Source organism: Bacteroidota bacterium, assembly GCA_005882315.1.
Lineage (GTDB): Bacteria > Bacteroidota > Bacteroidia > Chitinophagales > Chitinophagaceae > VBAR01.
This window is the reverse complement of the sequence record VBAR01000001.1, coordinates 2,661,823-2,676,197: the sequence shown is the minus strand read 5'-3', so window position 1 is coordinate 2,676,197 and position 14,375 is coordinate 2,661,823. Positions and strand designations below refer to the sequence as shown.

Sequence of the window (14,375 nt, the reverse complement as noted above, 5' to 3'; positions counted from 1 at the left end):
CTGTTTTGCTTGATGAATTAATACCTTATGTTGATGCACATTTCCGCACTATAGCTAACAGAAATAATCGTGCAATGGCAGGACTTTCAATGGGTGGATTTGAAACACATACTATCACATTAGCTAAACCTGATGTATTTGGTTACTGGGGATTATTAAGTGGTGGTAACTATAACCCAACTGAATTACAGGGAAAAACTAAGCCAAAACACATCTTTATTAGCTATGGTAGTAAGGAAACAAATGGTGCTAATGGTTTGCCTAAGGTTGAAGCTGATTTAAAAGCAGCTGGTTATAACGTTGCTACTTATGTTTCTCCGGGTACCGCACATGAGTTTCAAACATGGCGTCGTAGCCTTTATCAAATGGGACCACTTCTTTTTAAATAATAAAACACAGCATTGCAAATAAAATCGTCAATATGAAAAAATTGCTATTTGCTTTGGCAAATGTATTGCTGGTAAATATATCCGTTCATTCACAGGAACCTGTAAAACCCGGGCAACCGGGTTTTGATGTATTGCGTGATAGTATTGCTCATGGAAATATTGATACTATTATTTATAAATCCAAAACAGTTGATACCATTCGACGCACATTGATTTATACTCCGCCGGGGTATTCAAAAAAGAATAAGTATCCTGTGCTATACCTTTTGCACGGCATTGGAGGTGATGAGAAAGAATGGCTGAACGGAGGAAAACCACAGGTAATATTAGACAACTTATATGCGCAGGGTAAAATAGAACCAATGATTGTGGTGTTACCCAATGGCAGGGCAATGAAAAATGACCGTGCAGGTGGGAATATTATGGCTCTCGATAAAGTACAGGCATTTGCAACTTTTGAAAAAGATTTACTAAATGATTTAATTCCCTTTATTGAAAAGAAATATTCAGTATTTACAGATAGAGAACACCGGGCCATTGCAGGTTTATCAATGGGTGGCGGACAGTCATTAAATTTTGGGCTGGGCAATCTTGATAAGTTTGCATGGATAGGTGGATTCTCTTCTGCCCCCAATACAAAACCGCCGCAGGAGTTAGTTCCAAATGCAGAAGTGGCAAGAGAAAAAATTAAACTGCTTTTCATTTCCTGTGGCGCAAGTGATGGATTGATTTCCTTCAGCAAAAGAACACATGACTACCTGCAACAAAATAATGTTCCGCATATTTATTTTATAGAACCGGGTGTACATGATTTTAAAGTTTGGAAGAATGGGTTGTTTATGTTTTCCCAATTAATTTTCAAACCGGTTGATATATCCACTTTTTCAAAATACCCGGTGGCGGGTGCTCCTGCCCCTTCCAATATTCGCAATGCAGCCTATCCGCAAATCTTACCAGACAGCCGTGTAATTTTTAATATCAAAGCACCAGAAGCAAAAAGAGTTCAAATAGATTTAGGCAAGAAATATGATCTTATAAAAGATACAGCCGGTTTTTGGAAAGTAACTACTGACTCCATCAGTGAAGGTTTTCATTATTATACTTTATTAATAGATGGTGTGGCAGTAGCAGATCCTGCCAGCGAATCTTTTTATGGCATGGGCAGAATGGCAAGTGGAATTGAAATTCCTTTTAGTGGTGGTGCTTATTATGCCCTGCGCAATGTGCCGCATGGTGATATCCGGATTAAAAAATATTTCTCAAGGGTTACTAACTCATGGCGACAGTTTTACATCTACACCCCACCTGCATACGATTCTGCTGTTAATACTAGTTATCCTGTTTTATACATTTTACATGGTGGTGGTGAAGATGAAAGAGGATGGGCCACACAGGGAAAAACTGATTTGATCCTCGATAATCTCATTGCAGCACAAAAAGCAAAACCCATGCTTGTCGTAATGATGGATGGCAATTTGAGTGGTGGGGGTATAGCAGGTTTTGGTGAAAGATCATTACAGCTTTTTGAAAGAGAATTAAAAGAAGCCGTGATGCCAGCGGTTGAAAAAAATTACCGCATCGCAAAAGGAAGTGGCAATACTGCACTAGCTGGTTTATCAATGGGTGGATTACAAACATTGCATGCAGGTGTAAGAAATACAGACATGTTCGCTTACCTCGGAGTATTTAGTTCAGGCTGGTGGGCCAACCAGCCGGCACTTTCCAATCCTCAGTATGAGTTTATGAAAAACAATGCATCAACTATTAATAATAATTTAAAAAGCTTCTGGATTGCAATGGGTGGTAAAGAAGATATTGCTTATGCTAATTGTAAAATCATGCTTTCGAAATTTGATGAACTCAAAATTAAATATCAATACAGTGAATATCCGGGCGGACATACCTGGCCGGTTTGGAGAAACAATCTTTTCAATTTTGCACAGGTATTATTTAAATAGAGTAGTATAAAATTGTTCAAATAAACTCTTGGTTGGAAAAGGTTTTTATTCATTTATCGTCTTAGCAAGCTTTTATGATTTTTTTTATATGTTTTTAAAGTCGCAGAAAATGAAAACAAGCAGATTATCTCTTTTACTCTTTTTGTTGGGTGCATTGGTTATAAGTATGAGCAGCTATTCTCTCAAAAAGAAACAAAAGAAAATTTTAGTATTCAGTAAAACCGCCGGCTACCGCCATACCTCATCCATTGTGGCGGGAAAAAAATATATTATAGAGCTGGGACAAAAAAATAAATTTGATGTTGATACTACAGAAAGTTCAGACATCTTTACTGCAGAAAATTTAAAGCAATATACTGCTGTGATTTTTCTGTGCACGACAGGCAATGTATTGAATGATGAGCAACAAAAAGAATTTGAAAAGTTTATCCGGAATGGAGGTGGTTATTTTGGATTACATTCTGCAGCCGATACTGAATATGATTGGGCCTGGTTTGGCGAATTGAACGGTGCTTATTTTAAAAATCATCCAAGGCCACAGGAAGCAGTTTTCAATATCGTGGACGAAAATAATATTGCTACGGCCCACCTTCCAAAAGTATGGAAGCGTTCTGATGAACTATATAATTTCAAGTGGATCGGCACCGATTTGAAAATCCTGATTACTATTGACGAAAGCAGTTATTCCGGCGGCGGTAATGGTGACGATCATCCAATGGCCTGGTATCATGAGTTTGATGGAGGAAGAGGTTTTTATACTGCCCTGGGCCACGATAATAAATCATGGGAAGATCCATTGTTCCTTCAACATGTATTAGGCGGCATCAAATATGCGATGGGTGCTGATCCCGAATTAAAACGGATTGCATCAGTTAAGTAATTACCCATTTATTTTTTACAATGAGAAAAGCGTATTTCATTATCTGTTTACTCGTATCATGTGTGATCATATATAACTGTAGTGCACCCAAAGGCACCATTCGGAAGCAGGTTGGTAACCCTTATCCTACACGCATATTTGATTCCACTCCCTCTGTTGAATACCTGAATCCAGAACAAAGTTTAAAATCTTTTAATCTTCCTGCCGGCTATCACCTGGAACTGGTGGCAAGTGAACCAATGATAAAAGAACCTGTTGCCATTGCATGGGATGGCAATGCAAGAATGTATGTAGCAGAAATGCTTACGTATATGTTAGATGCTGATGCATCGAATGAACAGAAGCCTTTTAGCCGGATATCATTGCTGGAGGATATAGATAATGATGGTAAAATGGACAAGAGTTCGGTGTTTATCGATAGTTTGTTATTACCAAGAATGATCCTATGTGTGAATCATGAGCTACTTGTTAACGAAACAAATACCATTACTATCAATGCATATAAAGATTCCGACGGTGATGGAAAAGCTGACAAGAAAAGAACCGTATTTCAAAAAGATGATTACCGGATGGCAGATGCTAATATGGAGCATCAACGGAGTGGTCTTGATTGGAACCTGGATAATAATATTTATATCACCTACGACCCGGTGCGTTTCCGCTATAAGAATGGTATGATGCTGGCTGATTCTATTTATTCAGGACCCGGAGGCCAGTGGGGAGTAACACACGATAACTATGGTCGTTTATTTCTTAGTAATGCCGGTGCAGAAAGCCCATTGGTACGGGTGCAAATGAATCCATCCTATGGAGCACTTGATATGCCCGACCAGGCCAATAACGATTTCCAGGAGGTGTGGCCTATTATTTCAACACCCGACGTGCAGGGAGGTTTGATGCGTTTGCGGGCTGATAGTACATTGAATCACTTTACCGGAGCCTGCGGACAATCTATTTACCGGGGCAATACATTACCCGGTAACATGGTGGGTGATTATATTATTTGTGAACCGGTTGGAAGGATTATCCGTCGTGCAAAAGTGATTAATCTCAAAGGGAAGATAACTGTTCAGAACGCATATTACCGCCAGGAATTTATTGCCTCTACTGATATGAATTTCCGACCTGTGAATTCTTATACAGGGCCTGATGGAAATCTTTACATTGTTGATATGCATAGAGGCATTATTCAGCAGGGTAACTGGACAAGACCGGGATCATTTCTTCGAAAAAAAATTGATGCTATGGAAATGGCAAAAAACACAGGACATGGAAGAATTTACCGGCTGGTATATGATGGCTACAAGCAGGGAGAAAAACCTAAAATGCTGGATGAACCAGCAAGCAAACTGGTATCCTATCTGGATCATGCAAATGGATGGTGGAGAGACAATGCACAAAAGCAGATCATTTTACTAAACGATAAATCTGTAGTACCGGCATTAAAACAAATTGTTCATGGAGAACAAGCTACTTTACCGGCAAAGCCTTCTCCACTTGCCCGTCTGCATGCATTATGGACACTGGAAGGTTTGGAAGCAATAGATCGTGACATTCTATATACTGCGTTGAAAGATGAACATCCGCAAATCAGAAAAGCAGCTGTAATCATAAGCGAATCTTATCTTAAGAAAGATGATGGCGATATAATTACTAAAGTTTCCGGGTTAAAAAACGATCCATCGCATGATGTAAGATTGCAATTGTATTATACATTTTACAGCATCAGGCCGAAAAACGATACATCGTTTGCATATGAATTGTCGAAAGCAAATACTTCCAATGAAATGTTTGCAGCCGCTAAAAGATCCATGGACCGAAATACGGATATTAAAACATACGGAAGCAGATTGGCTAATATTCCTGTTGAAGAGAGAAAATCTATTTTAGGAGGTGTAACTGTTTTCAATGCACTTTGTATTACCTGTCATGGTCCTGGCGGTAAGGGAGTGGTAGTTGCAGGAACTACCAACCTCGCTGCTCCACCTCTTCCGGAATCAAAAAGAATGGACTTAGATAAATCACTTCTTGTAAAAATATTATTACATGGCTTAACCGGGCCTGTTGATGGAAAAGAGTATCCTGCCGTAATGCCATCGCTTGGCGCTAATTCAGATGAATGGGTTGCTTCGGTAGTAAATTATATCCGCTATGAATTTGGAAATGCGGGACGTCGGTTTCGCAGGCCAACGGATACCATATCGCCATTTGTTTCCGTTGCTGAAGTTGCCAAAATAAGAAAACAAAATGAATCAAGAATAAACTTGTGGACATTGCAGGAATTGGAAACGGGGACTCCGGCACCTTCAATTGTTAAGGCAAATATTGATACCGTTGCTAATAATACTACTCCTGCATCAAAGAGTGCCTCTACAGCTAAAAACAAAAAACCGGTTGTTAAATCAACACCTGCAGTTAAAAAAATAACATATGCACTGGTACAACCATTGTTACAAAAAAATACTTGCCTGACTTGTCATAATCCGGTTAACAAACTGATTGGACCTTCATATATGGAAATAGCAACAAAGAAATATTCTGTAGCACAAATTGTGCAGCTCATTCAAAAGCCTAACCCGGCCAACTGGTCCGGGTATGCTACAAAAATGCCGCCGATGTTACACGTACCAAAAAGTGAGCTAACTCAAATTGCCGAATGGATTAAGTCGCTGGAGAAAAAAAAGTAATTTTTTATGAACCAAAATATAAAACCTTGAAACGTTTTACCGTGTTGAAAAATATTATCATATTTTAATTTTCGTTTATCATCAATATTTATTTTAAAAAAAATCCTATACATAACGTATTACAAATTGTTCAATAAAACATTCTTGCTAAATGAAACAAAGAACCAAAATTACCGTAGCCATTCTTGTATTTTGTTGCTTTGCCTATGCAACCATTAATGATTTCTTGCCGGATAATGAACACAAAAGCTGGACACATTATGGAGGCAGCCCGGATCAGTCAAAGTATTTTAATGCGTCCCAGATTACCAAAGAAAATGTGAACCAGATGCAGGTAGCCTGGGTTTATCCTACTATGGATTCTGTTTTTAATTTTTTCAGTCCTATCCTTGTAGATACAATTATGTATGTGATGGCAAAAAATTATTCCCTTGTTGCTGTCAATGCACAAACAGGTAAAGAGATATGGATACATGCCAACCTGCAGGGACTGACCCGGAGAGGAATTAACTATTGGGAAAGTAAAGACAGAAAAGACAGACGCTTGGTTTTTACACTCAACAATACATTGCAGGCGATAGATGCACTGACAGGAAAATCAATTACGACCTTTGGTAAGAATGGGTATGTGGATATGAGAGAAGGGCTCGACCGTCCCGTTTCATCTATCCGGAGAATGCAATCTATGATGCCGGGAGTAATATTCGAAGATTTAATAATTATGGGATCTGCACCGGGTGAAGGATATTTTTCTCCTCCCGGACACATAAGAGCCTATAACATTGTTACAGGCAAAAGGGTTTGGACATTCCATACGATTCCTCATCCCGGAGAATTTGGTTACAATACCTGGCCAAAAGATGCATATAAATATGTAGGCGGCACAAATGTATGGAGTGAAATATCGGTAGATGTCAAAAGAGGCATTGCCTACTTACCTCTTGGCTCACCAACATTTGATTTTTATGGTGCAGACCGTCTTGGAAGCAATCTCTTTGGTAATTGTCTCGTAGCAATAAATGTCCGTACAGGTAAACGCATCTGGCATTTCCAGACTGTGCATCATGATTTGTGGGATTATGATCTTGCTTCTGCTCCGCAATTATTAACTGTAAACCGCAATGGTAAACAAATTGATGCTGTAGCTATAGCTACCAAACATGGTTTCGTATTTGTATTCGATCGTGTAACAGGAAAACCTATTTTCCCTATTGAAGAAAAACCTTTTCCAGCGAGCAAGATGCCCGGCGAAAAATCATGGCCTACACAACCTATTCCAACCGTTGTACCCAGCTTTACAAGACACGAAGTGACAAAAGACATGATCAATCCTTTTTATTCTGAAGATGAAAAGAAAAAATGGTACAAAAGGATCGACTCCGCTAAATCAGGATTATTTGTTCCGCCATCCGATAAATATGAAACGATCATGTTACCAGGTGCACTGGGTGGTGTGAACTTTGGCAATACGGCTTCTGATCCCGGCAAAGGAATGCTATATATATTGACACAGGAATATGTTTCGGTTTATAAACTCGAAAGAATAAAATCTCCGCGGGAATTAATGTCTGCAGATGATAAACAAAAAGTGCAAACATTATATAGTACCAGCTGCAAGTCCTGTCATGGAGATAATATGACAGGAAGAGGTATAGCGCCTTCGATCATTAATGCAGGACAGCGTATCACCTTTGATGATTTTAAAACTTTAATAAATGTGGGCCGCGGTCAAATGCCCGGTTTTCCTCATGTTGATGAACAAAGAATAACAGCTATATACCGTTACTTAGGAGGTACAATATCGAGATTTGGTGGCGGGCCAAGAAGAAATACAGAAACTAAAATGCCCGAAGGTCCGGTAGTAGCTTCAGGAGGTGCAACGGTAAAACCTGATGTGAAACCTGTTCCGCCAATGTCTGAATACCCTGTTGGGGTAGCTCGTCCTAAAAATCGTTATTCAACAGATTATGGTACTGCATGGCCTGATCTATTAGGTCCCACATGGGCATGGGTTATGGCGTATGATCTTAATACGGGCACTGTTAAATGGAAACAACCATTGGGTGAAGATGCTAAAACATCAAAGGCAGGTGATAAAAGTACCGGTGCTGTAAACGGTTCGCAAAGAAAAGGAATCGTGGTTACTTCTACAGGAGTTCTATTCTGTACCGGCAAGGGAGGAAAATTATATGCATACGATTCAGATAGTGGTAAACTCCTGTGGGAAACGACGCTTAGTTATGAGTCTAATGCCCAGCCGGTGATGTATGAATTAAACGGCAAGCAATACCTGGTAGTTAATGCTACCAACAATTTTACAAGGGATAGTTATGATCATTCCAAAGATCCCGGGGCATTGCCACGGGGATATGTTGTATATGCGCTTCCAGCGCAGTAAATGATAAAAATATATTGTACCAGGATATTTTATTAAATGTCTTAATTGTTTTATAGATAACCAAAACTGAAAATTATGAACCGCTTGCTTTTACTATTGACAGTAATTATTACAATATCTTCCTCAGCGCAATCTTTAAGTAAACGTGTAATGCATAACGATCCGTCAAAGTACAGAGAACTGTCTGCTGTGCATGCCGGGGCCGGGAAAATGGGATTCACCCAACTGATCGGCCGCACTGAATTATCCACCAACTTCCTTTACCTGCACACCGGATCTATCAATGCTAAATCGGGTATCGGACACCATTTTCATCATACCATTGAAGAAATGTTTGTTATACTTGATGGCGAAGCGGAGTTTACTATCAATGGACGTACTTCCAAAATAAAAGGACCGGCTTTGGTACCCTGCAAAATGGGCAACTCTCATGGAATTTATAATCCAGGTAAGACTTCTCTTCGCTGGATGAATTTTGCTGTGAGTACTACAAAAGGACGCGGAGATAATTTTGATTTAGGTGATGATCGTGTTGGCGCCAAGCTGGATCCCATTCCGCAATTTGCTTCCAGTCAACTGAAAAAAGAATTACTAAAACCCAATAATAATACTTACCCCGGCAATGGCATCCTGTATCGCCGCATACTAGGACCTGATGTTTTTTCAACGAGTTGGGATCATGTTGATCACTTAACAATACCAGCAGGTAGTATTGCAGGCCCAAGACAGCTTGAAGGATTTGAAGAAGTGTATTATGTAATTAAAGGTTCGGGTATCATTGGCATTAATACAGATACTGCAACAATAAAAACAGATGATGCTTTTTATGGATTGCTGGGCGAGAAACTGAATTTTACTAACACCGGAAAAGAAGAACTTGAATTGCTGGTGATTGGTATTGCGGTTTCTAAACAACAGAAAAATCCTGACAACCTGAAACAGCTTGCCAAACCTAAGGCAATACTATTGCAAATGGATTTTGTTGTACCCAAAGAAAACAGTGATGCTTTTGAAAAAATGTATCACTCTATTTATGTGCCTGCCATGATAGTACAAAAAGGTTATGTTGGTTCAAAGTTATTGCGCCTCTTTCCGGAAAACATCAGTAAAGAAATACAGGCCGAACCAACAAATTATAATTACTCGATACAAATTTCTTTTGCTACTGAAGAAGACAGAAGAAATTGGGTGGCGAGCCCACAGCACAAGATTGCATGGCCTGCGGCAGCCGCACTTGTAAAAGAATTCAAATGGCGTGGCTATGATGTTATGGGTGATGATAACCAGTGATAAAAACTTTAAGCAGGTTGTCGTGATCGGTAATTAATGTGGGCAACAGCGATTGATCTGAGATGCTTTAATAATAATGATAAAGATGCCAAAGCTTTTAAAATAAATTTTGATACAGTTCGGGGAGAATCTCTTAACAGTTATCTTCTTTGCAGTTCCTGCTGAGTGTAATCAGCATGCTGTTATAAAAATGGTTAACTCAAGCTCTTATTTTTTAATACTTAAAATTTTGTTATATGAAAAAGTTTTCTTTTAAAAAAATGCTATACGCATTATTGATCCCCTCTGTAGTTCTTTTCTCTTTTACCACCCTTGCTGAACGTGTTAATTTTTCCGGTGATTGGAAATTAGATGAATCAAAAAGTGAGCTCGGTGAATTCGGCGCCCGTGTGGCCCGGTCGGTCAAGGCAGAACAAAAAGATAATGCTATTACAATCTCAAAAACAACTCCTGGTTTTAACGGTGGCGACCCTGTTACTACTACTGTTACATTGACCTATGATGGCAAAGTAACCGAGTCTGAAGGCTTTGGCGGTTCAAAAAGAAAATCAACAGCTAGTTGGTCTGATGACGGTTCGACACTTACAGTCAATACCACGACTACTTTTGAAAGAGACGGACAAACCAGTGAATTTAAATCTACAGAAACCTGGACGTTGACAAAAGACGGCTTACTTTCTGTTGTCGCTCATTCCAATTCGCCCCGTGGCGAAAGCACTACAAAAGCTATTTATAAAAAATAGAAAGTGGGAAGAAAAATCCTGTTCAACATCGACTTGATTGCCGGTAAATGAATATAAACTTAAAAACCAGCTATGAGAAGTAAAATCCATTCAATTGCTTCGATGATATTCTTCATGAATGTTTATGTAAGCGATGCGCAGGATATTCCACCAACAACATCTCTGGTATATCCGGGTATTGATGGTAAACTGGTTTACGTTGCTGACAGTCTCGGCAACAGGATACCTGACTTTTCAAATGCAGGATACAAAGGCGGTGGAGTTTCTATACCTTATGTACCGGTAAAAGCAACGGTATGGCCGGTTGCCGGAGATAATTCAGATAAAATACAAAAAGCAATTGATAGTGTATCTGCTTTATCGTTTGATGCATATGGATTCAGAGGTGCAATATTGCTGAAAATGGGTTTTTACCAATTAGATAAACCACTTTATATAAAAGCTTCTGGTGTGGTGCTGCGTGGTGAAGGTATGAGTGATGTTGGTACAATATTATTTGGCAAAACGCCTAAACAACAACCGGCACAAGGTCCTGGTCGTGGCGGAAGACCAGCATTGATAAATATTGCAGGTGACTCGGCGGTTAAAGTTTCGGAAGAAACAAAACAAACAATCACCGATAAGTATGTGCCGGTTGGTGCAAAAAGTTTCAATGTTACGTCAGCAAAAGCTTTTAAGGTTGGAGATAAAGTGATGGTTCGCCGTATTGGCAATGAGGATTGGATAAAGGAGTTGGGAGAAGACAGTACAACTGTTGGCCGTAACAGGTGGCGTCCATTTGATATTAATTACGACAGAATCATTACAGATATTAAAGGGAATACGGTAACTATTGATGCACCCATCTTCTGTGCCATTGAAACACAATGGGGCGGCGGATTTGTATTTAAATATAATGACCCGCGGATTGAGAATGTTGGTGTAGAAAATCTTCGGGGTATATCAGAATATGATCCCACAGTACGCACAACAGAGTATGGTAATATGGACCGCGATAAACTGGATGCTAAATACCGGTATAAGGGGGAGGAATATTATTCCGATGAAAATCATTATTCAAACTTTATCAATATTACCAATACAAAAAATGCATGGGTAAGGAATATGTCTGCTATGCATTTTATGAGCAGCGTGGTACAGGTGAATGCAGGTTCTAAATGGGTAACAGTTCAGGATTGTGAATCAAGAGAACCTGTTTCTCAGAGATGGGGTGGAAGGCGTTTTATTTTCCACATGAATGGACAGTTTTGCCTGGTACAGCGTTGTGTATCGCAAAAAGGAAGACACTCGTTTGTACAGCAGCAGTCAGAAGCAAGCGGCAATGTTTATCTCAATTGCACTGCTATAAATCCTTATTCGAGCAGTGAGCCGCATAATCATTGGGTAAATGGTAGTTTGTATGATAATGTAAAAGCACCGCTTACGGCCAGGTATTGGGATTACATTATTGGCTGGGCTGGAGCAAATATTGTTTTCTGGAATTGCGAAGGAGATTTTTTAGTTCAACAACCTCCTACTGCTCAAAACTATTCTTTTGGTCATATAGGTATTAATGCAGTAATATTTAATTCGGGTTTGCAGGATCTTACCAAACCGAATGGTCATGTAGAATCGATGGACAAGCATGTAACACCCCGTAGTTTATACCTGACACAGCTTAAAGAAAGACTTGGAGTGCAAGCAGTAAAAAATATAACCAATGTAAAAGAAGAAGTTGAATAAATTATTGTTGACAATTCAAAAAAACAATATATCAATTTTACATAACCAGTTTTAGCAAGAACAGATATAATTATTAATGGATACAATCAACAACTATAAATACACTGGACAAATGAAAAAGAGCAAGCTAAAAAACCGGCTTCTAAAAATAAGTTTCCTGGGGTTTGGTTTATGGAGCTTTATAGTTCCTTCTGCAAATGCCCAAACTACCTCATTAACTTTGGACTTAACAAAACCTGGTGCGAAAGTAAGTCCCATGCTTTACGGGTTAATGACAGAGGAAATTAATCATTCCTATGACGGTGGTCTGTATGCGGAATTGATACGCAATAGAATATTTAAAGACAATCCACTCAAACCTGAAGGATGGAGCCTTATACAGGAAGATACCAACAGTTCAAAAGCAACAATGAAAATCATTGCAGCAACACAGGACAATGTTCCTTTTGATGAACGGCGTCATGCGATCAACCGTGCACTGCAAAGTTGCTTACGGCTTACCGTAGAAAAAGCAGGGAGCAGAGTGGGCATTGCAAATGAAGGTTATTGGGGAATACCTGTAAAACCTAATACTACTTATAAAGCATCATTCTATATAAAAGGTACAGGAAGTATTCAACCATTTCGGCGTCCGGGTTCACAACAACCTGCACAGCCAACTGCCCCTGTCATTGATGATAATACAGCCGGCCCGATTACAGTAACGATTGAAAGTAATGATGGTAAAATAGTTTATGCATCCGGCACAATTGATTTGGCAAAAAGCACATTCTGGAAAAAATATGAACTGATATTAACTACCGCTGCTAATGTAAAACCAACAACCGATGCACGGTTTGTTATTTCAACTACCCGCACAGGTTTATATTATTTTAATCTTGTTTCATTATTTCCTCCAACATATAAGAACTCACCCAATGGTTTCAGACCAGACATTATGCAAATGATGGTTGATATGAAACCTAAATTCTTACGCTTCCCAGGTGGTAACTACCTGGAAGGGCCATTGATCACAGATGCTTTTCCATGGAAAGAAACTTTAGGCCCAATCGAAAACAGAGCGGGTCATAAAGGGTCGTGGGGTTATCGTGCATCTGATGGTTTGGGATACTTCGAGTTTTTAAAATGGTGTGAAGATATTGGAGGGGAAGCAGTGTTAGGAGTATATGCTGGTTATTCATTAAATGGTGATCATGTTGATGCAGGCCCGCTTTTAAAACCTTATGTAGATGATGCATTAGATGAAATTGAGTATGCAATAGGAGATGTAAAAACTTACTGGGGAGCTAAACGTGCAGCGGATGGTCACCCAAAACCATTTAAGCTAACCTATATAGAGATCGGCAATGAAGATTGGTTTGACAGATCAGGCAGCTATGATGGAAGGTTCACACAATTCAGAGAAGCTATAGAAAAAAAATATCCTCAGTTGATTTGCATTTCAACGATCGCTGATGCACAATATCCCGATCTGAAAGTAAAGTCAGGGAAAAAACCTGCTGTACTTGATGAACATTATTACCGCAACTCATGGGCCATGTGGGAAAATGCTTCGCAATATGATAAGTATGATCGCAAAGGCGCTAAAATATTTGTTGGAGAATGGGCCACCCGTGAAGGCGCACCAACTACTAATTTGAATGCTGCTTTGGGTGATGCCGCCTGGATGACTGGTATGGAACGTAATTCAGATCTTATTATCATGTCTTGCTATGCTCCGTTGTTTGTGAATGTAAATACCGCTACTGCCACTGCTCCCAAAGCATGGCAGTGGGATTCTGACCTGATTGGTTACAATGCATTGAGCAGTTACGGATCGCCTGCTTATTACGTACAAAAATTATTTGGGAATTATTTAGGCAACATGATAGTAAACACGACCGCAAAAAATATTCCCACACAACCCAGACCACTTACCCGGAGAGATAGTACTGATGGTATAACAATAGCGCCGCAAGTTCCTACTGTTTTTTATTCTGCTACAAAGGATGAAAAAACAGGAGTTATTTATCTTAAAGTTGTAAATACAATTGGCAAACAGCAATCACTCGAAGTAAGCTTAAAAGGCGTTGGTAAAATATTACCTGATGCGACATTAATTGTTATCAAAGGTGATAAACCGGAGGATACTAATACAATTACTGATCCTGAAAAGATCATACCGACAACTTCAAAAATAAAAGTCGTGGCTTCAACTTTTACAAGGACACTTGATCCTTACTCGGTAAGCATATATCAATTACAAACCAGCAAGTAGTAAAAAGATCAAATCTCAATATTCATTGTATCTATCATAAAATATAATTTT

At 39.2% G+C, this 14,375-nt stretch carries 8 protein-coding genes; all 8 read left to right on the top strand.

The window, feature by feature from the left end; translation table 11 throughout:
• The first annotated feature begins 421 nt into the window (after positions 1–421).
• Positions 422–2,347: an esterase gene (locus tag E6H07_11070; GenBank protein ID TMI66406.1), complete on the top strand. Its 1,926-nt coding sequence runs from the start codon at positions 422–424 to the stop codon at positions 2,345–2,347.
• Between the two features lie 109 nt (positions 2,348–2,456).
• Positions 2,457–3,227, top strand: coding sequence for a ThuA domain-containing protein (locus tag E6H07_11065; protein TMI66405.1), 771 nt, complete (start codon positions 2,457–2,459; stop codon positions 3,225–3,227).
• A 20-nt stretch (positions 3,228–3,247) separates the two neighbouring features.
• Positions 3,248–5,914, top strand: coding sequence for a cytochrome C (locus tag E6H07_11060; protein ID TMI66404.1), 2,667 nt, complete (start codon positions 3,248–3,250; stop codon positions 5,912–5,914).
• A 151-nt stretch (positions 5,915–6,065) separates the two neighbouring features.
• A complete protein-coding gene (locus tag E6H07_11055) occupies positions 6,066–8,312 on the top strand; it encodes a quinoprotein glucose dehydrogenase (GenBank protein TMI66403.1) in 2,247 nt (748 codons plus the stop codon).
• A gap of 75 nt (positions 8,313–8,387) precedes the next feature.
• Positions 8,388–9,602 carry a cupin domain-containing protein gene (locus E6H07_11050; protein TMI66402.1) on the top strand — a complete coding sequence of 405 codons (1,215 nt, stop codon included), beginning with the start codon at positions 8,388–8,390 and terminating at the stop codon, positions 9,600–9,602.
• Positions 9,603–9,838: 236 nt separating this feature from the next.
• Positions 9,839–10,345 carry a hypothetical protein gene (locus tag E6H07_11045; GenBank protein ID TMI66401.1) on the top strand — a complete coding sequence of 169 codons (507 nt, stop codon included), beginning with the start codon at positions 9,839–9,841 and terminating at the stop codon, positions 10,343–10,345.
• A gap of 72 nt (positions 10,346–10,417) precedes the next feature.
• A complete protein-coding gene (locus tag E6H07_11040; GenBank protein TMI66400.1) occupies positions 10,418–12,067 on the top strand; it encodes a hypothetical protein in 1,650 nt (549 codons plus the stop codon).
• A gap of 112 nt (positions 12,068–12,179) precedes the next feature.
• Positions 12,180–14,324, top strand: a complete 2,145-nt coding sequence (locus E6H07_11035) for an alpha-N-arabinofuranosidase (protein TMI66399.1) — start codon at positions 12,180–12,182, stop codon at positions 14,322–14,324.
• The last annotated feature ends 51 nt before the right edge of the window (positions 14,325–14,375 follow it).